Below are 23621 nucleotides of genomic sequence, written 5' to 3' on the forward strand. Positions count from 1 at the left end.
ATGTGCCAATCAATGCACATCGCACCGGCGTCACAAGTGGCCGGTGTGTCTTCTGATGTTCGTAATGTCGTCAGCACCGATGTCGGTGCGCCATGCCCGAGCGAATGCTCGCTTGGTAATTGCGGTCTCGAGACACTCCCCCGCAACCTGACGTTCTGTTGTCTTGTCTGCGCAGATCCACGCACCTCGTCCGCGGCTGGGGCCATCGACCTCAATGTCACCTGCGGCGTTCGTAATCCGCACGAGAGCGGACTGCGGGCGCTGCGTGCGACAGCCGATGCAGCTGCGAACAGGTTCGTGGTGCTCAGTCGTTTGCCTCACTGCTCGTCTCGGTGTCGGCTGCCTCGTCGGCCTCCGCTTCCTCGGTGACTGCTGCTTCGGTGACTGCTGCAGGTACTTCGACGGCTGCGTCATCTGCGGACGCCGCGTCAGCAACGTCGTCATCAGACGTATCATCAGAGCCACCCGCCGGCGAGAAACCGGCGCCTTCGGCGGCATCGATCGAACGGAACCACAACTCGGCCTTGGTCTGGTCGTAGTAGCGCGAGCCGGGCACGTGATACAGATCCGAGTCCTCGTTGGCCTTGATTTCGAAGCCGGGCGGCACTTGATCAGGATCGGACATCGGCTGCACCGAACCGGCCCACGGACCAGCCACGAGCTCTTCGGTGACCTCAGGAACCTCAGCTTCGGCTTGTGCCGCTTTGGCTTCTGCCTCTGCCGCTTGCTTGTTCCACTCGGATTCTGAGATGACGCTGCCATCGGCTGCGTGCCACTCGTTCTCACCGGACTCCGGGTTCGGGCGCCATTCACCCACGGCGTACTCGACGTCGGAATCACGCCCATGGCTGGCCGGGATGCCCTCAGCGAGCTGTGTCTCGGAACGGATGTCGACGCGCACCCCGGTGAGGCGGGCAGACAGTCGAGCGTTCTGACCTTCGCGGCCGATGGCCAGGCTGAGCTGGTGATCGGGAACGATGACGTCAGCGGCAGTGCCGTCGTCGGAGATATTGACCTGGGTGACCTTGGCTGGCGACAGTGCCTTCGCAACAAAGTCGGCGAGGTCCTCGCTGAACGGGACGATATCGATCTTCTCGCCGCGCATCTCGTTGACGACCATCCGGACGCGGCCGCCACGGGCACCCACGCACGCGCCGACCGGATCGACGTTGTGGTCGTTCGACCAGACGGCGATCTTGGTGCGGTGGCCGGGTTCACGGGCGCAGGCCTTGATCTCGACGATGCCCTCGGCGATCTCGGGCACTTCGAGTTCGAACAAACGCTTGATGAGACCCGGGTGCGTTCGAGACACAACGATTTGCGGGCCCTTCGGCGTCCGGCGGACTTCGACGATGTACGCCTTCTGACGGTCACCTTGCGCTGGACGCTCGAACGGAACCTGCTCGGCCTGTGGGAGGAGCGCCTCGGCACGACCCAGGTCGAGCAGCGTGTACCGCGCGTCGGTGCGCTGAATGATGCCGGTGACGATGTCGCCCTCGCGGTTCGCGTACTCCTCGAACTTGCGGTCGGACTCGACTTCGCGGATGCGCTGGCTCATCACCTGACGGAAGGTCATGGCCGCAATGCGACCCATCTCTTCTTTGCGCGGCGTGTCGTCTCGCTCGTTGACCCAGTTGCCGTCTTCGTCAACGTCATAGGCGATGAAGGAGAACTCCATCGTCTCGGGGTTGACCTCGACGACCACTTCGTCGGCGGCATCGTCGCGACGCTTGTACGCCGACGCGAGCGCGTCGACCAGCACGTGCAGCAATGCTTCTTCGGAGAGGCCCTTTTCTTGGGCCAACATTCCGATGGCTTCACTCATGTCCATGTTGGTCATGACGACTGCTTCTCCTTGTTCGATTGTGGGAGGTGTGATTCTGGCGGGGTCGAGTCGGCCTTGTTCGAACTCGCCTGCTTCGATGCCGCAGGCTGCTTCGCATTGGGACTCTTCGACTGCTGCGACTTCTTGGCCGCACTCTTCTTCGGTGCGTTGGGCTTGGGAGCCGGACCCCACTCGAAGACGGTGCGCGCTTTGTCGACACCATCGAGATCGAAGGTGGTCTCGGTGCCATCATCGAGCAACAGCGTCGCGCTGGTATCGGTGGCCGATATGAGCTGCCCGTCGACGCGCCGCGGATCGGCGTTGGGATCGCGGAAGCGCACGGTGATGTCTTTGCCAACCTCACGCTGAAAGTGAGCTGGTGTGCGGAGTTGACGTTCGAGTCCGGGGCTGGTGATTTCGAGCGTGAACCTGGTGCTGATCGGATCCTCGTGATCGATCTCGCGTGAGATCAGGCGAGTGGCGAGCGACAGATTGTCAAGCGTGATGCCACCGTCGGAGCCAGCGTAGGTATCAAGCGTGACGCGGACAGTGACGCCGCGCCGTTCGATGTCGTAGACATCAAGATCGAGGTCAGAGGCGATGGGCTCGACAATCTCTCGCACTCGTGCGAGTTCACTGCTCTCGGTCATATCGATCTGCCTCCTCTCCGCTTCGATCTTCTGCTTTGGTCTGCCGCGTTCTGTGTCCGTTCAAGAAACAAGGCGTGAGGCTAAGCCCCACGCCTTGGTCACGAACCAAATTGCGAACCTCGATCGTAGCAGGGTCTGCACAGTTTCGTGAGAGGGCTCGACGTGCGGTCGCGTCGCAGCCGCTGCCGCCGTGGAGACTGGCCAATTCCGACTGCAACACCAACTCGACGCCGTACGACGTGAACCGGGTCGGCCGGTCACAAGCCGGTAGCTTCATCCCGTGCATCGGATGTCGAACTTGTTCCTACGAACCCTGCGTGACGACCCGTCGGACGCCGAGGTTCCAAGCCACCGCCTCCTTGTCCGCGCGGGCTACATCAGGCGATCTGCTCCGGGTGGATTCAGCTGGCTGCCTCTCGGATACGAAGTGTTCCGCAACGTCGAGCGCATCGTGCGCGAGGAGATGAACGCCGCGGGCTTTCAAGAAGTCCACTTTCCGGCCTTGCTGCCCATCGAGCCGTACCAGGCGACGAATCGCTACGAGGAGTACGGCCCGAACCTGTTCCGACTCCAGGACCGACACGGTGCGGATTTTCTCTTGGCTCCCACACACGAGGAGATGTTCACCCTCACCGTCAAGGACCTCTACAGCTCGTATCGAGATCTCCCGCTGGTGATCTATCAGATCCAGACCAAGTTCCGCGACGAGGTGCGTCCGCGCGCCGGCCTGCTGCGCACCCGAGAGTTCTCGATGAAGGACTCGTACAGCTTCGATCTCAACGATGCAGGCTTGCAGGCGTCGTACGACGCACACCGTGCGGCCTATATCAAATTGTTCGAACGGCTCGAGCTGCCGTACGTCATCGTTTCGGCACTGTCCGGCGCGATGGGCGGCTCAGCGTCGGAAGAATTCCTCGCTCCACTCCCGGTCGGCGAGGACACCTTTATTCGTTGCACATCGTGCGATTTCGCCGCCAACGTCGAGGCCGTCCACACGCCTGTCCCGGAGGCCCGGGCGCTCGACGGCCTGCCCGTAGCCGCCGTGCACGACACTCCGAAGACGCCCACCATTGCCACCCTCGTCGACTATGTGAACGGCGATTCGGCGTTGCGTCATCCTGACCGCGACTGGACTGCCGCCGACACATTGAAGAATGTCGTCGTCAATATCAAGCACCCCGATGGCACGGTTGAACCCCTTGCGGTCGGCATTGAGGGGCACCGCGAGGTCGACATGAAACGCCTCGGAGCGCAAGTCGAGCCGGCAGAGGTCGAGCCGTTCAGCGAGGATGACTTCAAGAAGTACCCGTCGCTGAAGAAGGGCTACATCGGCCCCGGCGTCCTCGGGGCCAACAACGAGTCGGGCATTCGATATCTCCTCGATCCGCGCATCGTCGATGGGACCCAGTGGATCACTGGCGCCGATCAGTACAACCAGCATGTTCTGCACTTGACCGCCGGTCGCGACTTCGTGGGTGACGGAACAATCGAGGCTGCCGAAGTGCTCGATGGCGACACCTGCCCGTCGTGCGGGTCAGACGTGGAAATCGCGCGGGGCATCGAAATCGCGCACATCTTCCAACTCGGTACCAAATATGCCGAGGCCCTCGAACTCACCGTCCGCGACGAGAACGACCAGCCTGTCACCCCCACCATGGGGAGCTACGGCGTCGGCGTCTCGCGCTGTCTCGCAGCGATCGCCGAGGCCACCCTCGACGACAGCGGGCTCTGCTGGCCACGCGAGATCGCCCCAGCCGATGTGCACGTCATCATTGCGGGCAAAGACGGCAGCCCTCAGGTCCCAGCTGCCGAGGAACTCACCACGTCACTCGAAGCAGCAGGCCTGCGCGTGCTGCTCGACGATCGCAGCAAAGCGTCGCTCGGCGTGAAGTTCAAGGACGCTGAACTGATCGGCGTCCCGACGATCGTGGTCGTCGGTCGCGGCATTGCCGACGAAGAGAACCCGACCATCGAGGTCAAGGACCGCAAGTCCGGCGAGCGCGAAGACATCGCCCTCGGCTCGATTGTCGAGCACCTCGTCGCCCTCTGCCGCTGAGACGACTTGGTGCCTGGCACCAAGTCGTCGTTAGGCGTGGCGCAGGAGGCCTTGGTCGATGACAATGCGTTCTTCGCCGCCTGCCGCAGGCGTCGCGCTCGTGGTGAACAGGGATTCTCCATCGCCGATCGACCACGTCCGGATCGTCAGTGAGTCTCCAGGAATGACGGGAGAGGCAAAGCGCCCCTCGATGTGGCGGAAGTTCGCCGGGTCGCTTCCGCAGACCGCGTGCAGCAGTGCCCGACCAGTAAACCCATAGGAGCAGAGCCCATGGAGGATCGGCGTGTCAAAGCCGCCCATTGCGGCGAAGGCCGGATCGGTGTGCAGCGGGTTCCGGTCGCCGGACAGCCGGTAGACGAACGCTTGGTCGCGGTCGGTCACGTAGGTGACCTCATGGTCCGCCGACCGCTCCGGTGGCACGTTCTTCGGCCCAGACGGCCCGCGGTCGCCACCCCAGCCACCCTCTCCGCGCATGAACGACGACCCGGTATTCGTGTAGAGCGGCTCGCCGTCCATCAGTGCTCTGGTCTCAGACACCACGACCGCCGCCTTGCCCTTGTCGTACATGCCAGTGATCTCACTCGTCAGCGTCACGGTCCCGGCGACAGGAATCGGGCGGTGCAGGGTGACCGACTGCTGCCCGTGAACGAGTAGCGCTGGATTGAACGTACCGATTGACCCCATCGCCGAGCCGCGTCCCCACCCGACGACGACGGGAAAGGTCGGAAACACCAGTTGTGGGATCTCGTTGCTGTTCTCGGTGGTAAACGCGAGTTCCTCGTGGCCCGCACCGATGCCGACCGCGTAGAGCAGCGCATCCTTCGACGTCCAACTCACTTCGACCGGCTCACTTTTTGAGCCAACTGCATCAGGATTCAACGGCATGGTGGTGCTCCTTCATCTGGATCGGGTGTCACTCAGTTGCTTCGGGGTCGGGACCAGGCGTCACTGGCGAGTCAGTGCTCGACGGGTTTGCCATTCATGCCAGTGCGGCCACGGGCATCAGCGAGCAAGGACTGGACGATCTCGCCAAGTGCCTCTGGATCGTCGACCGGAGCCGTGCTCGGACCGCGTACCCAACCTTCGGCGACCGCGAGAAACTCGCCGGACGCCTCGAACACTCGACCGGTGACGCCAGCGGCTTCGTCGGAAACGAGCCACGTGACGATCGGTGCAATCCACTTCGGCGACCGTGCCTCGGCCTCATCCGGCGTCTCCGGGGCTGGGCCGAGATCTTCGGTCATCCGCGTCAGCGCGACGGGCGCCACCGCGTTGACCGTGACGCCATAGCGAGCGAGTTCCATGGCCGTGATCTGTGTGAACGAGGCGATACCAGCCTTTGCCGCGCCGTAGTTCGACTGGCCGACATTGCCGTAGATGCCCGACACCGAAGTGGTGTTGATGATGCGACCGGCCACCTCGTCGCCTGCCTTCGACCGTTCGCGCCAGTACGCAGCTGCGTGACGAGCGGGAGCAAAGGTTCCCTTGAGGTGCACGTTGATGACGGCGTCCCACTCATCCTCGGTCATGTTGGCAAGCATGCGGTCGCGCAGAATCCCGGCGTTGTTGACCACTGCGTCGAGACCTCCAAAGGTCTCGATTGCGGTCTCAACCATCCGCTGTGCACCGTCCCAGTCGGCGACGTTGTCGGCATTGACGACCGCCTCGCCACCGCCGGCCACGATCTCGTCGACGACTTGCTGGGCAGGAGAAACATCGTCGCCGGTCCCGTCCCGTGCGCCACCCAGGTCGTTGACGACAACCTTCGCACCGTGCCGCGCAAGGCTCAGCGCATGCTCTCGCCCAATACCCCGGCCTGCACCGGTGACGATTGCGATCTTGCCTTCACAGAGTCGTGCCATTCCCCCAACGTACGAACATGAACGCGAGCGGCCCGAACCGGACTGTCTCTTTCCCGGTCAGCGACGGTTCAGAGCGTGGCGCCGGGCCGTTTGAGAAAGTCTCGGTGCCAGCGGCTGGGCGTCAGCACGACCGCCCGCGGTTCATCTTCGAACATCCACCGTGCGAAGTTGCGTTGGCCCCAGGCCCCACTCGCTGCAACCACTCGGATTGCTCCGCGGGCGCCCCATGGCTTCGCCAGCACCTTGCCGAGGGCGAGTGACATCTTGTGGTCGGCGCGTAGATGGTGCTGAACTTCGCGTTCGTAGATGCCCGCGGCTACCTCTGGCTGCATCGCACCCCCTGCGATGATCGCCTCGGCCGCCAGTCGACCGGTGAGCAGCGCCTGTCCGATGCCTTCGCCGGTCATCACATCGGTCGCCATGGCAGCGTCTCCGGTGAGAATGACGCGACCGCAAGCGAGCACCGCCTCATCGATCCGCGCAGGAATCGGCCACGCCGTGTGCCGGTCCTCCAGCTCGAAGCCGACACCGAGCGCCTCGACCACGTGGGGCCGCTTGAGTAGATCGAGCCACAGTGCCTTCATGTCCTTGGTTTTGCGAACGCCGTCGCGCAGCACTCCGAAACCGATGTTCACCCGGCCGTTCGGAAGGGGAAACGACCACGCATAGCCGGGCAACAGATCTTCCTCGAACCAGACGTGCAGCTGAGTCGACGCTGTCCCGGTCACGCCGCTGGCGTACTGCCGAAATCCATGCCACTCGCCCAGATATCCGGATTCGTTCAGCCCAAGCGACTTGCGAACTGGACTCCACATTCCATCGGCGGCGATGACGTACCGGGCTCGGATGCTCAGGCCATCGGCGGCGACAACCACATGGTCGTCGTGCTGTTCGATCGATCTGAAGGCGACGCCATCGCGCACCTCAACACCCGCATTGCGGGCAAGCTCAACGAGCGCGTTGTCCAGCTGTCGCCGCGGCGCCACCGCGGCGTATCGCCCGGGACCAGTGAGGGGGACCTCGACCGAGCGGCCAGACGGGGACCGCAACGATGCGCCTGCGACGTCGAACCAGTCGACGACAGAAGCGGGATCGAAGTCGAGATGTTCGAGTTCGCGCAACGCCAGTGTGGTCAGACCATCACCGCAGCACTTGTCTCGCGGGAACGTCGCCCGATCGATCAACACGACCGACCGACCCGACCGAGCGAGCTCGATAGCGGCAGCCGAACCCGCGGGCCCACCACCGACGATCAGGACATCTGTCGCAAGATTCGCGGTGTCGGCCGTGCTGGTCACAGCGGGCAGGATACGAGCGGTCGAGCGAGTCGTGCGTGACCGTGCATCGCCAGCAACGCACTCTTCCACCTCGACAGCCACTCGCCCGGCCGCCGCGGACGACACACCGACTCAGGTCCCCGGCGAGTCATCGGTGCCGCCGGGTGGCGGTGCCCACACGTCGACACCTCCCACAGTCACTTCGATGCCGTCAGTGTCGATGTCGCCGGGCTCATCCGGACTTTCTGCCACTTCGACGATGTCCGCGTCGAGGGGTGGCCCCTCGTAGATCTCCTGGACAGCGAACATTGCACCGGCCATCGCCGCTCCTGCGATGCCACCCTTGCGGCGCCCTGCTTCGATCGCTGACAGCTTCAACGTTGCGGCGCGCTCCGCTCGCTCGGCACGTTCTTCGCGTTCAAACGCGACCGCATCGAAATGATCATCGACGGACACCACACCATCCATGTTGCTCTCCGTCATGTGTTCAACGTAGCCGCGGAGAAAGCCGACGGGCAGGCGACCGAACTGACGCCTCGGTGCCGGGTAGTTTGCTCTTCGAATGAGCGACTCCGAAATGGCGGACCAATTGAGTTCGGGACCTCCCGCCGCCGAACAGACGAACCCGACCGGCGCCAACGGTATGCCGATGAACGATCTGGCCACGGCTGAGACGTTCGAGAAGATCTTCTTCGAACTGCGCAAGGTGATCGTCGGCCAATCGCGACTCCTCGAGCGACTCCTCGTCGGCGTCCTGTGCCGCGGCCACTGTCTCCTGGAATCAGTTCCAGGTCTGGCGAAGACGTTGGCCGCAGAAACGTTGGCCAACGTCGTCGGCGGATCGTTCGCCCGCATCCAGTTCACCCCCGATCTCCTGCCGTCCGACATTGTCGGCACACGGATCTACCGAGCAGGTTCGGAGACCTTCGACGTCGAGCTCGGCCCGGTCTTCGTCAACTTCTTGCTGACTGACGAGATCAACCGAGCACCAGCCAAGGTCCAATCAGCGTTGCTCGAGGTGATGGCCGAACAGCAGGTCACCATTGGCGGCATCACGCACCCGGTCGAGCCACCGTTCTTCGTCGTCGCCACGCAGAACCCAATCGAGTCCGAGGGCGTGTACCAACTCCCCGACGCGCAGCGCGATCGCTTCATGATGAAGATCGTCCTTGACCACCCGACCGCTGACGAAGAGATGACCATCCTCGACCGAATGGCCGTTGCTTCAGCCGCTCCGAGACCCAACCAGGTCATTACCCTCCACGAACTCATCGCGTTGCAGGCACGCGCCGACGAAGTGTTCGTCGATCGGTCCGTGATGCAGTACGCCGTCGATGTCGTGCAGTGCACTCGATACCCGGACCGCTACAACCTCGCCGACCTTGGATCAGTGATCGGTCTCGGCGCAAGCCCACGCGCCTCGCTCAATCTCGTCAAAGGTGCTCGGGCGATGGCGATGCTTCGTGGACGCACCTACGCCACACCCCAAGACGTCTTTGACTTGGCACCGGAGATCCTCCGCCACCGCTTACTCCTGACCTACGACGCACTTGCTCGCGACATCACCCCCGATCACATCATCCAGCGCATTCTCGCCACGGTGCCGGCCAACTGGGTCTCGCCCAAGCCGAACGACGTCTTCGGCCGGAGCTGACGTTGGCTGATCGTCCCGTCGACCGCCACGACTCGCCCGCGCGGCCGACGCATTGGGCGCAAGGGCCGCCGACCGACACGGTCACCGAGCTCCTCCGTACGCTTGAGCTCACGATCAGCCGCCGACTCGACGGCGTGCTGCACGGCAACTATCAAGGACTCACCCCGGGTCACGGATCCGAACCCGGAGAGTCACGTCCCTACGCTCCAGGAGATGACGTCCGCCGGATCGACTGGAACGTCACGGCGCGAACGCAAGAGACCTACATCCGCGAGCAAATCGCTGACCACGACCTCACGGCGTGGCTCGTCGTCGACGCGTCCGCAACGATGCAGTTCGGCACCGTCACCAACACCAAGGCCCAGACCGCGTTGGCAGCGACCGCAGCCGTGGGATTTCTCACTGCCCGGAATCAGAACCGAGTCGGCGCGGTGATGGTGGCGGGCCCAGACATCCACGTGGTTCCGCCCCGTTCCGGCAAGAACCAGATCCGCGCCATCCTCTCGACGCTCGCCGCGCCCCCGGTTTCTGACGGCCACGGAAAGGCCGACCTGGCGGGTGCGCTTGACCGCGTCGGGGCGCTGGCGAAACGCCAAGGGTTTGTCGCAGTCATCTCCGACTTCGCCGGATCAGATTGGACAAAAGCGCTCGGCCGATTGAGTCTGCGTCACGATCTGCTCGTGATCACGGTCCATGACCCGCGTGAATACGACGTCCCACCCATCGGTCTGGTCCAGATGACCGACCCGGCGTCGGGGCGCACTCGCGAAGTACGAGTGACGGAGTCGGTACAGCGCAAGTTCATCACCATTGCCGCCGAACAACGAACCACACGCCTCGATGAATTGGGTCGGACCGGTGCGGACACAATCGAGCTGACCACTGACGGAGACTGGCTCGGCAGCGTCGTCGCTCACGTTCAACGTCGTCGCACCCAGGCAGTCCGCGGCGGAGTGCTCACGCGATGAGTCGTGACTTTCTCGAACCTGGCCGACTGTGGCTGCTGCTCATTGTCGCCGCGCTGGCGGTCCTCTACGTGGTGGTGCTGCGCTGGCGCAGCACGGCTTCCATCCGCTTTACGCAAATGGATCTCCTCGACGAGATCGCGCCCGAGCGCCCGAACTGGCGACGCCATCTCGTCGCTGTGCTCCAGCTCGTCGGGCTGGCAGCAGCGGTCATCGCCATCGCCCGCCCCGTCGATCGCGCCACCGAGCGAACCAAGAGCGAAGGAAGAATTCTTGTCGCCTTCGACGTGTCGCTCTCCATGGAGGCCGACGACGTCGATCCGAGTCGCTTCGAGTCCGCACGGGTTGCCGCAAGAGAGTTCATCGACGAGGTGGACAACAATGTCGAGGTCGGCCTGATCTCATTCTCAGGCGTCGTCGATGTGGCCGTCGATCCCACGCTCGATCGCTCGGCACTTGACCGCGGCCTCGACCGCCTGGAACTCGATGAGTCAACGGCAATTGGAGACGCGCTGTCGGTATCGACTCGCCTCCTGGTCAACGCCACCGACGACGCCTCTGGCGATGAAGCTGCTGATCAGGACGACGACGTCGCTCCCGGTGTCATCGTGTTGCTCAGCGACGGCGAAACCACGGTCGGGCGCCTCACTTCCGAGGGAGCACAGGAGGCAGCGGACGCAGGAGTGCCCGTGTTCACCATCGCGTTCGGAACCGATGCAGGTGTCATCACTGACCCAGTCAGCGGCGACCGAGTTCCGGTGCCTGTCCGTCCCGCCGACCTCGAACTGGTGGCAGAGACCACGGGTGGCGCAGCGTTCGTGGCAGAAACCGGCGGTGAACTCGCCGCGGTGTACGACCAGATCCAGATGTCGCTCGGCGACACGCTGGGCGAAGAGATCGAGATCGTGAAGGAACTCACCTGGCGCTGGGCGCTGGGCGCGTTTCTCGTGCTTGCGCTCGCCTGGGCACTCAGCCTCTGGTGGCTACGCGGAATGGTCTGACTCGCACCCCACCGGGGACGTTCACATCACCTTGCCGTAGTCGACCGTGAGCCACTGTTCCGGGCGGAGTCGGACGACGACTGACTCCGCATTCGGCGGATTTTTCCCTGCGTACCAGGCACCCATTTCCGGTCCGAGATAGTGGATCGCCAGTTCGGCGACATCGAGATCTTCGTGGTTCACGGTGACCGGCCCTTCGACCATCACGTACTGGTAGGGCAGCGACTCCTGCTGAGCGGTGAGCGTCGCCCTCCCGCGCTTGCGGAGCAGGTCCGCTTTCAGCGATGTCCCATTCATCGAGAGGATCACGTCGCCATCTCGGTACAGGTACCAGATCGGCAGCGCGAGTGGGCCTTTGCCCTCGCGGGCAATCGACAACACCCCCACGTGTGTGTCAGCGAGGAATGCCTCGCGTTCCTCAACGGTCATGTCGGTGTCGGCCATGTATCGCTCCGCGTCGTCGTGATGATGTTGTTGCGCCGGTCAGTCGAGCAGTTCTTTGAGCTGCTCGATCGTGGCCGTGGCGTCGGCCCCGACCGGGTTCACCGACAGATGAGTCACGCCAGCTTCCTTGTACGCAGCGATGCGTTCTTTCACGTAACTGGCAGGGCCGACGAGGTTGGTGTTGGCGAGCATCTCGGCGGGCACCAACGATGCTGCCTTGTCCTTCTCACCGGACAGGTAGTTGTCCTGAATGCCGATCGCTTCGTCCACATAGCCGTACTTCTGCATGATCGTGTTGTAGAAGTTCTTGTCGCGTGCGCCCATGCCGCCGACGTAGAGCGCCACGCTCGGGCGCGCCATGTCGAGAACGGCGTTGGCCTTGTCTCCGACGAGGTCCTCACCGATTGCCACCATGCCACCAGCGGAGATCTGGACCGGACCCAGCGACGGGTCACGCTTGGCGGTTCCCTTCTTCAGCTCCTCGCCCCAGACGTTATGGAACTTCTCGGGGTCGAAGAAGATCGGCAGCCACCCGTCGGCGTGCTCGGCGGTGGCCGTGACCGACAGGCCCATCAGGCTGGCCCAGAAGATCGGGACATGCTCGCGCACGGGATGGTTGATGAGCTTGAGCGGCTTGCCGAGGCCCGTGCCTTGACCGGCGGGCAGCGGCACCTGCACCGTCGGTCCGTCGTAGACGACCTTCTCACGCTTGGTGACCATCCGGCACACGTTGATGTAGTCGCGGATGCGCGGCATTGGCTTTTCGTACGGAACGCCGTGGAAGCCCTCGACCACCTGCGGGCCCGAGGCACCGAGGCCGAGCACGAACCGACCGCTCGACACGAAGTCAAGTCCCGCAGCCGTCTGGCCCATGCACGTCGCCGTTCGCGAGTAGACGTTGAGAATGCCGGCACCGATTTCGATCGTGTCGGTCTTGGCTGCCAGATAACCCATCTGCGAGACCGAGTCGAAGCTGTACGCCTCAGGCACCCACACGATGTCGAGGCCGGCCTTCTCGAGTTCCTGAACCTTGGCGACGTCGGCGTGGAAGTCACCCGAGTAGCTGATCTGCATGGAGAGCTTCATGGCGTCCGACGATAGGTGAACAGCCGCGCACCCGAACAATCAGCGCGTCACAAATGGGGTCAACCCCTTTTCGTGGCGTTCTCAGCCGTTGAGGTTGCCGCTCCGAAAGCCTTCGAGGTCGAGCGTGACGTAGCGATAACCGGCAGCTTGGACGGCTGCGATCACCTCATTCCGACGAGCAACCACGCCGGCGAGGTCATCGAGTTCGACTTCGATCCGTGCCGTGTCGTCGTAGTGGCGCACTCGCACCTGTGCGAACCCAAGCCGGTGCAGCGCCGCTTCGGCTCGGTCGACACCGCTCAGAATGCCCACGGACACCTCGGTGCCGTACGGGATGCGCGATGCGAGGCACGCGGCTGCCGGCTTGTCCCAGGTCCGTAGACCGAAGTGCTGCGATGCGGCTCGAACGTCCGCTTTGGTGAAGCCCGCGTCGACGAGCGGAAACTGGGCACCGGCCTGTTCTGCTGCCTGTTGGCCAGGGCGGTGATCACCCAGATCGTCGACATTCACACCCAGCACGACCGTGGCCTCGGCGATGTTGGCGATCGGCGTCACGACATCCATCAACTCGGCCTTGCAGTGGAAGCACCGGTCGGTGTCGTTGAGCCGGTATGCGGCGCGTTCCATCTCGTGGGTGACGACCGGCGTCCAACGCAGACCCCACTCTTCAGCAAGAAGTCGGCAGTCTTCGGCTTCATCGCCAGCAAGCGACGGCGACACGGCGGTGACGCAGTGCGTACCCTTCGTGCCGAGTGCACGCTGGGCAGCTGCTGCGAGAAACGCCGAGTCGGCTCCCCCGCTGAATGCCACGACGACGCTGCCGAGCTCACTCAACCGTGCGTCGAGCACAGCGATCTTGCTCGCGAGCTCTGGGTGCACCCCCACGAATTCCTCGAGCACCTCGGTCACGCCAGCAGTATGCCCCGTCACCTGTCCAACAACCCGGTTCGATGGGAGGCGAGCGCCCGAGTTCAGCCTTTGGCCTCGGCTTCAGCTTTGAGCTCGTTGTTGACCCTCTTGGCTGCACGGGCGCGGATCGTGGGATCGAGCTCCACCTTCCGAATACGAATGTTGTGCGGCGTCACTTCGACGCACTCGTCAACGCTGATGAATTCGAGGGCACCTTCGAGCGAGAGCAGTTTCGGCGGGGTGACCTTGACGGTTTCGTCGGAGGACGATGCCCGAACGTTGGTCTGCTTCTTCTCACGGCAGATGTTGACGTCCATGTCACCGGCGCGGGAGTTCTCTCCGATGATCATGCCCTCGTACACATCGTCGCCGGCCTTGACCATCATGGCCGAGCGGTCCTGAAGGTTGATCATGGCGTAGTTGGTCACGGGGCCCATACGGTCACTGACGAGCACACCCTGAGCACGGGCGCGAATCTCGCCGGCCCATTCCTCGTAGCCCTCGAAGATGTGGCTGATGATGCCAGTACCTCGGGTCTCGGTCATGAACTGGGTACGGAAGCCAATGAGGCCACGGGCCGGCACGAGGTAGTCGAGGCGAACCCAACCAGAGCCGCCCATGTTCTGCATCCGACCCTTGCGGGTGGCAAGCAGCTGTGTGACCGCACCGAGGTACTCGTCGGGGACATCGATGGTGACACGCTCAACAGGCTCGTGCACCTTGCCGTCGATCTCTTTGGTCAGCACGATCGGCTTGCCGACAGTCAGCTCGAAGCCTTCGCGACGCATCTGCTCGACGAGGATCGCCAACTGCAGTTCACCACGAGCTTGGACTTCCCAAGCGTCGGGACGCTCGGTCGGCAGCACCCGGATCGACACGTTGCCGATGAGTTCCTGGTCGAGGCGAGCCTTGACCAGGCGGGCGGTGAGCTTCTTGCCTTCGCGGCCTGCGAGCGGCGAGGTGTTGATGCCGATGGTCATCGACAGCGCAGGCTCATCGACGGTGATGAGCGGGAGCGCAACTGGGTGCTCGAGGTCGGCCAGCGTCTCACCGATGAAGATGTCCTCGATGCCGGCGATCGCGGCAAGGTCGCCCTGGCGAGCGGAATTGACAGGAACGCGTTCGAGGTGTTCGGTGAGGAAGAGCTCGGCGATCTTGGCGCGACCGATCGTGCCGTCGACCTTGCACCAGGCAACTGACTGGCCTTTCTTGATCTCGCCTTCCATGATGCGCAGCAGCGCAAGGCGACCGAGGTACGGCGAGGAGTCAAGGTTGGTGACCCACGCCTGCAGCGGTGCGCCCTCGGTATAGGTCGGCGCCGGGATGCTCTCGAGGAGGACGTTGACGAACGGCGTCAGATCCTTGCCGGTGATCTCGCCCTTGACGATCGCGTGTGCTTCGTCGAGGTCGAGCGTCGCCCAGCCGTCGCGGCCCGAGCAGTAGACGATGGGGAACTCGACCTGGTCTTCGCGGGCATCGAGATCGAAGAAGAGTTCGTAGACCTCGTCGACGACCTCGGCGGTGCGGGCGTCGGGGCGATCGATCTTGTTGATCGCCAGGATGACCGGCAGGTCGCGAGCGAGTGCCTTGCGGAGGACGAAGCGAGTCTGCGGCAGCGGGCCCTCAGCCGAGTCGACGAGCAGCACGATGCCGTCGACCATTGTCAGGGCACGCTCGACTTCGCCACCGAAGTCGGCGTGGCCCGGGGTGTCGACGATGTTGAGGGTGATCTTCTCGCCGCTGGCCTTGTCGTCCCACACGAGTGAGGTGTTCTTGGCGAGGATCGTGATGCCCTTCTCTTTTTCGAGGTCGCCGGAGTCCATGACCCGCTCGACGACTTCTTCATGTGCGCCGAAGGCACCGGACTGCTGCAGCATGGCGTCGACAAGGGTGGTCTTGCCGTGGTCGACGTGCGCGACGATCGCGAGGTTTCTGATGTCGGTACGCGACGAGACGGCGCCCGAATCTGTGAGGGGGGTTTCGGTGGAAGACACGGCTGACCACGCTATCGACGTTTCACAACCGAACGATCGATGCGCCCGTGGTCACATGCGACCCTGAGACGTTTCTTGCTGTCCGCAAGGTTGGCGCCCACGACCCAGGCTCCGAGTTCAACCCCGAGCGGGGACATCCCTCAGGCTCATGCGACCGGCACATACGATGACGCTATGACAGACCGGCTCGAGAACATCGATGCCACTGCAGCGTCTCCAGCGCCGGGCACCGACGGGGCGATCTCTACGCCGCTTCCCCCGAAATCGCTTGAGAACGGACCCGACCTCAAACGTCAGCGGATCCTCGCGGTCAACGGTGCGATCGCGCTTCTTGCCGCCGTCGTGCTGGCCCTGCTCTGGGTCTCAGCGCTGAGCAGCCGTGACACCGCAACGACGGAACGCGACGCCGCTCAGGCCGCTGCGACCGAAGAAGCCGAGCGCACGGCTGATGCGCTGGACTCGCTCGCAGCGACCGAAGTCAACCTCGAAACCGCCCTTGCGGACAACGAACAACTCACCGCAGAGTTGGCTGCCGCCGAGGCGGACGCCGCCGAAGCAACCGCAGCGACAGCTCGAGCGGACGAGGCCAAAGCGACGCTTGCCGTCGTGCGAGTTGAAAACGAAACGTTGGCGGCCGAGATCACGACACTTGAGACATCGCTGTCTGCCTCGCAAGGGGCCACACCAGCCGTGGTTTTCGACATCAGCACCGCACCGAATCTGGCGCGCTACATCGGCGAACAGCTCTCGTCATCATCCCGGCCCACCGTGTTGGGCGATGGCCAGACCACGTGTCTCGGCACAGCCGTGGTGAACGACATCGGCCTCGCAACACTTGGTTCGGGCCTTGCGTCCGGGGCATCGACGAGCGAGAGCACCGCAGTGGTCGAAGCGATTGAACGAGCCGCTGTCAGTTGCAGCATCGATCCCAGCGCGATCTTCTGATCGCAGGGCCGAACCCAATCAGCGAACGTCGCAGCCGAGCCGGAACGACTGGACAGCGCGAGCGAAGATGTTCGATTCGACGTCCGGCTCGGTGACCGCGGTCAAGTTCGTCACCCGCGCGCTGAGTTGACCGAACACCGCTGCCAACGTCGCACGGGCAACGTGTGTGCCGATGCAGAGGTGCGTGCCGAAACCGAACGCAACGTGATTATTCGGACTCCGTTCGATGTCGAAACTGAACGCATCGTCGAACACGTCCTCGTCCCGATTCGCTGACGGGTACAACAGCACCAGTCGATCGCCGCGCTCGATCGACTGGCCACCGACCACGGCGTCTTCGCCGGCTCGTCGGAACATGTTGTTGAGCGGCGTCACCCACCGCAGCACTTCCTCGACCCCGCCGGCAACCAACGAGCTATCCGCTCCCATTGCATCCCATTGGTCGGGGTGATCGACAAACACCCGGAGGCCATGGCTGATCGCAGTCCGTGTGGTCTCCGCTCCACCGGAGATGAAGAGGCCGACCTCGTGCACGATCGCCTCAGGCGACAGCGGCTCTCCATCGATCGTCGAGTGCACCCACGTCGAGATCAGGTCGTCAGCGGGGTTCGCATACCGGTCCATCGCGACCCTCTGCAGCTCGTCGACGAACTCCATGTTCGCCGCAAAGAACTCGCGGAAGATCTTGCCGTCGCGTTCCCGCATGTCGGTTCGCATCAACCGTTCCGACCAGGACTTCACTTCGGGCCAGAGATCTTCGGAGAAGCCAAGGAGGCGAGCTGTGAGTCGCGCCGGCAATTGTCCGGATAACGCATCGACGACTTCCATCTCGTCGCCTGCGGCGAGCGCGGTATCGATCAGCCCGCGCGTGAGCTCGTCGATCTCGGCGACGCGGTCGTCGACAGACTTCTTCGTGAAGCTGGGCTGCACCAGCATTCGCTGCTGCCGGTGACGCGGGTCGTCCTGGGCGATCATGTTGATCTCGCTCGGTGACCACAGCGCCCGGTATCCCTGACCAGAGAGGAACACTGTCGACCGGCGTTCGACGTCGAGGAGATCCGCGTGTCGCGTCACGCCCCACAGTCCATTGCGGTCGTCGCGGTACACCGGCTCGTTCGTACGCATCCACGCCCAGGCATCGTGTGGGTCGCTGCTGTAGAAGTCGGGGTCGAGCAGGTCGTAGACCCGCCGGCCGGTTGCGGTTTCCACGGTGGCCATCTCAGGAACCTGTGTAGTGAGGCGCACGCTTCTCGACAAACGCAGCCACCGCTTCAGCATGGTCGTTCGTGTGGAAGCAGGTCATCTCCAATGCCGTCGACACGTCGAAGCTCGTGAGCAACGCCTGTTTGATCTGTTGGTTGACGCTGATCTTCGTTCCTTGCACAGCAAGCGGGGGTTGCGCTGCCAAGTCGTCAGCCCACCGTCGGGCGCTCGTCGCAACATCAGCACGGTCGCACACCTCGGCAGCGATCCCGAGGCGGAGGGCTTCATCGGCCCCCAGCGGGAGCCCGAGCATCAGATGGCGCTTCGCTGCAAGCGGGCCGACGAGCAGCGGCCAGATTGCCGCCCCACCATCGCCTGCGACCAGTCCGACCTTCACGTGCGGATCGATCAGCGCTGCGGTATCGGCCATGACGATCACATCGCACATCAGTGCGATGGATGCACCCAGTCCGACCGCTGGGCCGTTCAGCGCACAAATGACCGGTGGCTCGATATCGAGCTGATCCCAGATGATCTGCTTGCCTTCACGCCGCAGCCGATTGAGGCGATCGGGTGAACTGAGCTGTGGAAACCATGACATGTCACCCCCAGCCGAGAACGCCGGGCCGTGGCCTGTGAGCACGATGGCGCGCGCACCTGCGATGAGCTCGTCTTCACCGACGGCCAGGTAGCGGAACAGCTCTGCCAGCTCCCGGTGCAGCAGTTCGTCAACCGCGTTCATCGCCGAGTTCGGATGGTCGATCGTGACGAGCACGACGTGTCCGTCGCGTTCGACGGTGATCGTTTCGAGGTCGACTCCCATGCCAGCGAACGTACCGTTGGGCACCCGGACCACCCGCACCGGAGCGTGCAGTCCCCACCTGCCCCCACCTGTCTCCCACCTGTCTCCGTCAGAATTCTTACTTCGCTCGTTCACCATCGAGGCATGAATCAACAACGAGCTGTCGGATGGCTCCATCGACGGGCCGGTCTCGGCCTCCATCCCGACGACCTCGCCGCGGCCGTCGCCCGCGGCGCCGCGGCGGAACTCGCTGCGATCTCGGCTCCTCCCACCGAGCTCGCAGACCCGTGGGCCGGCTTGGAACTCGACCCGCAGGACGGTGGGCGTGCCGAAGCGGTACTCGCTTGGATCGGCGCGCTCCACGGATCGACACAGCCATTCCAAGATCGCCGCACACTGCTACTCCACGGCTGGCTGGTGAGCGCAATCGACAAAGTCACGATCCCGGAGCTGATGGTCGAGCAGATCCGGTTGTTCATGAACCACGGCGGCGACTCATTTCCCGACTTGCTCCGCAGCATCACGACCAACCCGGCGATGCTCGTCTACCTCGACGGCCGCACATCCACCGCCGAGGCTCCGAATGAGAACTACGGGCGTGAACTCCTCGAACTGTTCGCACTCGGCGTGGGGCACTACAACGAGGACGACGTGCAATCCGCTGCACGAGCGCTGACCGGCTGGATTGTGCGCCGCGAAGACAATCTTGCCCAGTTCGTTCTACGACGCCACGACGCCACACCGCAGACCCTGCTCGGTGTCGCCGGCGTCGACGATGTCGACTCGGTCATCGGCGCGGTCGTCGACCATGAGCGCCACGCAACGTTCGTTGCGACTCGGATCATGCGCGAGTACCTCGGAGAGCTGACCGGTTCGGCCGCATCCGACGTCATCGAGGCCCTCCGTTCGGCGTACCTCGATGGCGACCAACGACTGGACCCGGTGATCGTGCGAGCGCTCGAACTCGGTCTCGAAGACCTCGGCGGGCCGCACGAAATGGGCTCAATGGTGTTGGCTCCGATTCCTTGGTTGATGATCTGCGCGCGGGCGACGGGTGTCGGTCTGCGCGCTCTTCAGCGCGGCAGCAGCGGGGCATTCCGCGACATGGGCCAGGTTCCGCTGCTGCCTCCTGGCGTTGCGGGGTGGCCCGCGGGCATCGAGTGGCTCACATCGAGCGCCGTCGTCGCTCGGACTCGACTCGCCGCGACGATCGCCGAAACGACCGATCAGAGCGAACCCCTTGCCATCGCCATGAGTGACGAGGACTTCGACCTCGCTGCACAGCACCTCGGTCTCGGCGACTCGTTCACCACATCGACGATGTCGGCCATCCGATCGACAACCGACCCAGCGGCGCGACTCGCCATCGCGCTCGTCAGCCCGGAGAACTTGCTCGCATGATCACCATTTCCCGACGCCGATTCCTTGCCCTCACCGGTGGCGTCCTCGCGACCGGATGCACCGCTGCTCGCGAGGCCGACATCGTCGTTCCCTCCCCGACCACCGCCGGCACATCGCCAACGACGACATCGACCGTGCCAGGAGTCGTCACCTCCGTGTCGTCGACCGAGCCAGCCCCGTTCGGCAACAACGTGCTGGTGCTCGTCGAACTGCGGGGCGGCAACGACGCGGTCAACACACTGCCCCCACTGACCGGCGCCTACCGTGACCTCCGCCCGACCATCGCTCTGCCCGAAACCGACCTGGTGATGAGCGAGCACTTCGGCCCGCACGGTCTTCATCCGTCGCTGGCCCCGCTGCTCGATCTCGCCGATGCCGGTCGGCTGGCCACGCTTGCGGGGATCGGCTTCGAGGACCCGGACCGCTCTCACTTCGTGTCGCTCGACCGATGGGCCCGAGCCGATCGGATGGACGACGGACTCGGCTGGCTCGGTCGATGGATCGACACGCTGCCAGACGAACTCCCCTCCCTCGGAGCGACCGCGCTCGGCGGCAGCGGCGACGTCTTGCTCGGAGCGAAGGCGCCGGGCACGGTGATCGATGGCGTCGATGCCTTCGCCTTCCCGACGCTGCTCAGCAACGGGTCGATGAGGGCGCTGGGTGACAGTCCCGCTGACAGCTCGCACGGTTCCAACGACCCGATGCTTGCGGCGGCGCGACGGGCGTTCGTCGACTCCGTCGGAGCGACCGAGGAGTTCGATGCCATCGCCGACGCGGTTCGGTCCCGCGTCCCCGAACGCGAGCCAGGCGATCTGGGTCCAGCCCTGGGAGCGTTCACCACCGGTCTGGCCGTGGCGGCCGAGATGATTCTCGGCGACATTGGGACTCGTGTCGTCTCGATCTCGGTGAACGGATTCGACACGCACAGCGATCAGCTGGCCCAACATGCAGATCTCCTCAGTGACCTTGCGCAGGGGTTAACGCAGTTCTGGGCGACACTCGACGAGGTCGGAGCCGCCGACTGCGTGCTGGTCGCGACCACCAGCGAATTCGGTCGACGCGTCGCCGAGAACGCGAGCAACGGTTGCGACCATGGTGCGGCCGGCGTGTCATTCGTGATGGGCAACTCGATTGTGCCCGGCCTCTCCGGTGCCCTCGATACCGCCGACCTCCTCGATGGCGACCTCCGCCCACAAATCGATCCACGAGTACTGATGACCGCCTGCCTCGACTGGCTTGGCGCCGATGTGGAGCAGATCATCGGCCAACGACACGACGATGTGCCGATCATCGCGTGATGCGTGAAACCAGTTCGGACGGCCAGACCCCAGCGCCGAGCCAGCCATCCGAGCGAAGCGAGTTCGGACGGCAGCCCGAAGACGTCTGACCAGCAACGCAGCTGCCGGAACCGACGAAGTCGGCATCCCTGCGCAGCAGGGACAGTCAGAACATGGAGATGTCGGTGTCCTGACCGAGCAACAGCTGCCCGATTTTCTCGTTCAGCTTCGGCGCGGTCTGAATGTGTTGGGTCACCACGTGGGCATCGCGCAGACAACGCCCGAGCACGCTCGTGTCGTACACGGCGGTACCACCGGCCAGCGTGAACGCCGCATCGGCGACCGTTGCACCGACTGTGGCTGCGTGCGTCGCCGCAAGCCGGATCGAGGTCCGCTGTTCGATCGTCACTGCCGCACCCTCAGCGATCGTTGCCCACGCACCGTCCAGTTCGTCGAGCAGGAAGGCCCTGGCCGAGCGCAGCTTGGCCTCGGCACGGGCCAGCTCGATCTGAGTGAACGAGTTCTGCGCCAGCGTACGCGACGAGTACTGCGGCCTCTTTCCCTGGGCAAGGTCGTTCAGCTCATCAAGTGCGTGTCGACCCACTCCGAGTCCAACGGCGCTGACCCCGGCTGCAAGCAATGTGAAGTTCGGGAAACGAGACAGCGGTGTGTCGACGACTGGAGGAGTGACGCCAGGTTGCATCGTGTAACTCGCCGGAGCGAACGCGTCGCTCACGGAATAGTCGAGCGACCCTGACCCACGCATGCCACCGGTGTGCCAGGTGTCGTGGAAGTCGACGTCATCTTGCGGGAACCAGCACAGCCGGAACGTACCGTCGTCGCAACGCGCTCCTCCCAACACCCATTGGCAGTGCTGCGTCCCGCTTCCCCACGCCCACTGACCGGTCACGGCGAAGCCAGTGACACCGTTTCGCTCGATTGCTGCACCGACGCCATTCGGAGCGAACACGCCGCCGGTGACGATCTGCGGGTCGCCGTAGATCGTCTGGGCAGTCTCCGCCGGCAGGAACGCAGCCATCGAAGACGTCGTCGATGCAATCATCGAACACCACCCCGCAGCTCCATCACCGATCGCCACGGCCTCGATTGCCTCGATCAACGTCACCGGGTCGGTCTCGGCACCTCCGTACGCGGCCGGCGTGCACATGCTCATCAGCCCGGCGTCGGTCAGGGCGCCAACAACTGGAACGGCAAGCCGGCGCTCCTGCTCAGCGGCCGCTGCCTGCTCCTCGATCAATGGGCGAAGTTCGTGTGCTCGCTCGACGAGGGTGGCCATGACTGAACTGTACGCAAAACACCCTGGCGCGTCTGATCCTGAACGCGACGTCGCTCCGAGTCAGGGGCGGACGTCGCGAGGATGGCCTCCAGCAGTTCCATCTTTTCCGGCACACCGCCTTCAAACGACGTAACGTCGACACAAGGAGGTTCGATCATGAAGTTCGGATTCGTGGTGCCATGGGGCGACGCAACCGACGTCGGAGATCTCGCGGCCGCGGCCGAGGAGGCCGGTTGGGATGGCCTCTTTGTCTGGGAGCCGGTCTGGGGCGTCGACGCCTGGGTCTCGCTCGGACTGGCCGCGGTTCGCACTTCCAAGATCCGACTGGGCACCATGCTCACGCCGCCATCTCGCCGACGTCCCTGGGAGCTGGCCAGCCAAGTCGCCACCGTCGATCGAGTGTCGGCCGGACGCGTGACGTTGTCAGTCGGGCTCGGCGCGACAAACTCGGGCTTCGAGACCTTCGGTGAAGAATGCGACCGGAAGGTCCGCGCCGAGTTGATGGACGAGTGTCTCGACATCATGTGCGGCCTGTGGGCGGGCCAACCATTCGAATACAGCGGCACGCACTACACCGTCCAGTCCACAGAGTTCCCGACTCTCGGCAACACCGTGCAGCAACCCAGGGTGCCGATCTGGTGTGTCGGCGCACTCGGCCGCAACAAGTCGATGCGTCGGGCACTTCGCTGGGACGGCATCATTCCGCAGGTCATGGATCCCGACGCCGAGGGTGGAGTCCGCCAGCCGCACCTCGACGAGGTGGCCGCGCTTCGAGCTGAGATCGCCGAGCACCCAGACACCTCTGACAGCTTCGACATCGTGGTGGAAGGCCAGTGGACCGACCACTCCCCGAGCGCCTACCGGGATGCCGGTGCCACCTGGTGGATCGAGTCGATGTGGGGCGCGATGTCTGAACACTCGCCGGTGGCTGCCGCCTACGACCGTCTGATGCAGGGACCCCCGTCATAGGTGG

Annotated in this window: 22 protein-coding genes; 8 read left to right on the top strand and 14 right to left on the bottom strand. The window is 64.0% G+C overall.

Annotation, left to right across the window (positions count from 1 at the left end; all coding sequences use genetic code 11):
• Positions 1-30: 30 nt before the first annotated feature.
• From ACH2DW_RS01685 to ACH2DW_RS01695, 3 genes are read right to left on the bottom strand one after another with little or no spacing between them, the layout of a single operon-like run.
• Positions 31-414 (bottom strand): YlxR family protein, encoded by a 384-nt coding sequence (locus tag ACH2DW_RS01685; protein WP_394927974.1) that lies wholly within the window; start codon positions 412-414, stop codon positions 31-33.
• Entirely contained in the window at positions 305-1840 is a 1536-nt protein-coding gene (gene nusA, locus ACH2DW_RS01690) for a transcription termination factor NusA (RefSeq protein WP_394927975.1), read from the bottom strand. The genes ACH2DW_RS01685 and nusA overlap by 110 nt, the downstream gene beginning before the upstream one ends.
• Positions 1837-2475, bottom strand: coding sequence for a hypothetical protein (locus ACH2DW_RS01695; RefSeq protein ID WP_394927976.1), 639 nt, complete (start codon positions 2473-2475; stop codon positions 1837-1839). The genes nusA and ACH2DW_RS01695 overlap by 4 nt, the downstream gene beginning before the upstream one ends.
• Before the next feature lie 289 nt (positions 2476-2764).
• Here ACH2DW_RS01695 and ACH2DW_RS01700 point away from each other — a divergent pair, with 289 nt between their 5' ends.
• Positions 2765-4531, top strand: coding sequence for a proline--tRNA ligase (locus ACH2DW_RS01700; RefSeq protein WP_394927977.1), 1767 nt, complete (start codon positions 2765-2767; stop codon positions 4529-4531).
• A 30-nt stretch (positions 4532-4561) separates the two neighbouring features.
• Here the strand turns inward: ACH2DW_RS01700 and ACH2DW_RS01705 are convergent, their stop codons facing one another.
• From ACH2DW_RS01705 to ACH2DW_RS01720, 4 genes are all read right to left on the bottom strand, one after another.
• Complete coding sequence (locus ACH2DW_RS01705; protein ID WP_394927978.1) at positions 4562-5416, bottom strand: MaoC/PaaZ C-terminal domain-containing protein; 855 nt, start codon at positions 5414-5416, stop codon at positions 4562-4564.
• Positions 5417-5487: 71 nt separating this feature from the next.
• The gene (locus tag ACH2DW_RS01710; RefSeq protein WP_394927979.1) at positions 5488-6393 is read right to left on the bottom strand and encodes an SDR family oxidoreductase; all 906 of its coding nucleotides are present in this window, start codon (positions 6391-6393) and stop codon (positions 5488-5490) included.
• A 68-nt stretch (positions 6394-6461) separates the two neighbouring features.
• Positions 6462-7691 carry an NAD(P)/FAD-dependent oxidoreductase gene (locus ACH2DW_RS01715; protein WP_394927980.1) on the bottom strand — a complete coding sequence of 410 codons (1230 nt, stop codon included), beginning with the start codon at positions 7689-7691 and terminating at the stop codon, positions 6462-6464.
• Between the two features lie 111 nt (positions 7692-7802).
• Positions 7803-8153 (bottom strand): hypothetical protein, encoded by a 351-nt coding sequence (locus ACH2DW_RS01720; RefSeq protein WP_394927981.1) that lies wholly within the window; start codon positions 8151-8153, stop codon positions 7803-7805.
• Between the two features lie 79 nt (positions 8154-8232).
• Here ACH2DW_RS01720 and ACH2DW_RS01725 point away from each other — a divergent pair, with 79 nt between their 5' ends.
• From ACH2DW_RS01725 to ACH2DW_RS01735, 3 genes are read left to right on the top strand one after another with little or no spacing between them, the layout of a single operon-like run.
• Positions 8233-9324: an AAA family ATPase gene (locus tag ACH2DW_RS01725; protein WP_394927982.1), complete on the top strand. Its 1092-nt coding sequence runs from the start codon at positions 8233-8235 to the stop codon at positions 9322-9324.
• A gap of 2 nt (positions 9325-9326) precedes the next feature.
• The gene (locus ACH2DW_RS01730) at positions 9327-10292 is read left to right on the top strand and encodes a DUF58 domain-containing protein (protein ID WP_394927983.1); all 966 of its coding nucleotides are present in this window, start codon (positions 9327-9329) and stop codon (positions 10290-10292) included.
• On the top strand, positions 10289-11290 hold the full coding sequence (locus ACH2DW_RS01735; protein WP_394927984.1) for a VWA domain-containing protein: 1002 nt from the start codon (positions 10289-10291) through the stop codon (positions 11288-11290). Before ACH2DW_RS01730 ends, ACH2DW_RS01735 begins: the two co-directional genes overlap by 4 nt.
• 21 nt (positions 11291-11311) lie before the next feature.
• On the opposite strand, the gene ACH2DW_RS01740 is transcribed toward ACH2DW_RS01735, so the two are convergent.
• From ACH2DW_RS01740 to typA, 4 genes are all read right to left on the bottom strand, one after another.
• Positions 11312-11734 carry a pyridoxamine 5'-phosphate oxidase family protein gene (locus ACH2DW_RS01740; protein ID WP_394927985.1) on the bottom strand — a complete coding sequence of 141 codons (423 nt, stop codon included), beginning with the start codon at positions 11732-11734 and terminating at the stop codon, positions 11312-11314.
• 39 nt (positions 11735-11773) lie between these two features.
• Positions 11774-12820 carry an LLM class F420-dependent oxidoreductase gene (locus ACH2DW_RS01745; protein ID WP_394927986.1) on the bottom strand — a complete coding sequence of 349 codons (1047 nt, stop codon included), beginning with the start codon at positions 12818-12820 and terminating at the stop codon, positions 11774-11776.
• A gap of 81 nt (positions 12821-12901) precedes the next feature.
• Positions 12902-13729 (bottom strand): ATP-dependent sacrificial sulfur transferase LarE, encoded by an 828-nt coding sequence (gene larE, locus ACH2DW_RS01750; RefSeq protein ID WP_394927987.1) that lies wholly within the window; start codon positions 13727-13729, stop codon positions 12902-12904.
• 62 nt (positions 13730-13791) lie between these two features.
• Positions 13792-15723 carry a translational GTPase TypA gene (gene typA / locus ACH2DW_RS01755; protein ID WP_394927988.1) on the bottom strand — a complete coding sequence of 644 codons (1932 nt, stop codon included), beginning with the start codon at positions 15721-15723 and terminating at the stop codon, positions 13792-13794.
• Positions 15724-15897: 174 nt separating this feature from the next.
• On the opposite strand from typA, the gene ACH2DW_RS01760 reads away from it, so the two are divergent.
• Positions 15898-16668 (top strand): hypothetical protein, encoded by a 771-nt coding sequence (locus ACH2DW_RS01760; protein ID WP_394927989.1) that lies wholly within the window; start codon positions 15898-15900, stop codon positions 16666-16668.
• A gap of 18 nt (positions 16669-16686) precedes the next feature.
• Here the strand turns inward: ACH2DW_RS01760 and ACH2DW_RS01765 are convergent, their stop codons facing one another.
• Both ACH2DW_RS01765 and ACH2DW_RS01770 read right to left on the bottom strand, forming a co-directional pair.
• A complete protein-coding gene (locus ACH2DW_RS01765; protein WP_394927990.1) occupies positions 16687-17886 on the bottom strand; it encodes a cytochrome P450 in 1200 nt (399 codons plus the stop codon).
• Between the two features lies 1 nt (position 17887).
• Positions 17888-18694 (bottom strand): enoyl-CoA hydratase/isomerase family protein, encoded by an 807-nt coding sequence (locus ACH2DW_RS01770; protein WP_394927991.1) that lies wholly within the window; start codon positions 18692-18694, stop codon positions 17888-17890.
• Between the two features lie 123 nt (positions 18695-18817).
• Here ACH2DW_RS01770 and ACH2DW_RS01775 point away from each other — a divergent pair, with 123 nt between their 5' ends.
• A complete protein-coding gene (locus ACH2DW_RS01775) occupies positions 18818-20074 on the top strand; it encodes a DUF1800 family protein (RefSeq protein ID WP_394927992.1) in 1257 nt (418 codons plus the stop codon).
• Positions 20071-21372: a DUF1501 domain-containing protein gene (locus ACH2DW_RS01780; RefSeq protein WP_394927993.1), complete on the top strand. Its 1302-nt coding sequence runs from the start codon at positions 20071-20073 to the stop codon at positions 21370-21372. The genes ACH2DW_RS01775 and ACH2DW_RS01780 overlap by 4 nt, the downstream gene beginning before the upstream one ends.
• A 145-nt stretch (positions 21373-21517) precedes the next feature.
• On the opposite strand, the gene ACH2DW_RS01785 is transcribed toward ACH2DW_RS01780, so the two are convergent.
• Entirely contained in the window at positions 21518-22648 is a 1131-nt protein-coding gene (locus ACH2DW_RS01785; RefSeq protein ID WP_394927994.1) for an acyl-CoA dehydrogenase family protein, read from the bottom strand.
• Between the two features lie 156 nt (positions 22649-22804).
• On the opposite strand from ACH2DW_RS01785, the gene ACH2DW_RS01790 reads away from it, so the two are divergent.
• On the top strand, positions 22805-23617 hold the full coding sequence (locus ACH2DW_RS01790; RefSeq protein WP_394927995.1) for an LLM class flavin-dependent oxidoreductase: 813 nt from the start codon (positions 22805-22807) through the stop codon (positions 23615-23617).
• The last annotated feature ends 4 nt before the right edge of the window (positions 23618-23621 follow it).

Origin of the sequence: uncultured Ilumatobacter sp. (genome assembly GCF_963980585.1) — a bacterium.
Lineage (GTDB): Bacteria > Actinomycetota > Acidimicrobiia > Acidimicrobiales > Ilumatobacteraceae > Ilumatobacter_A.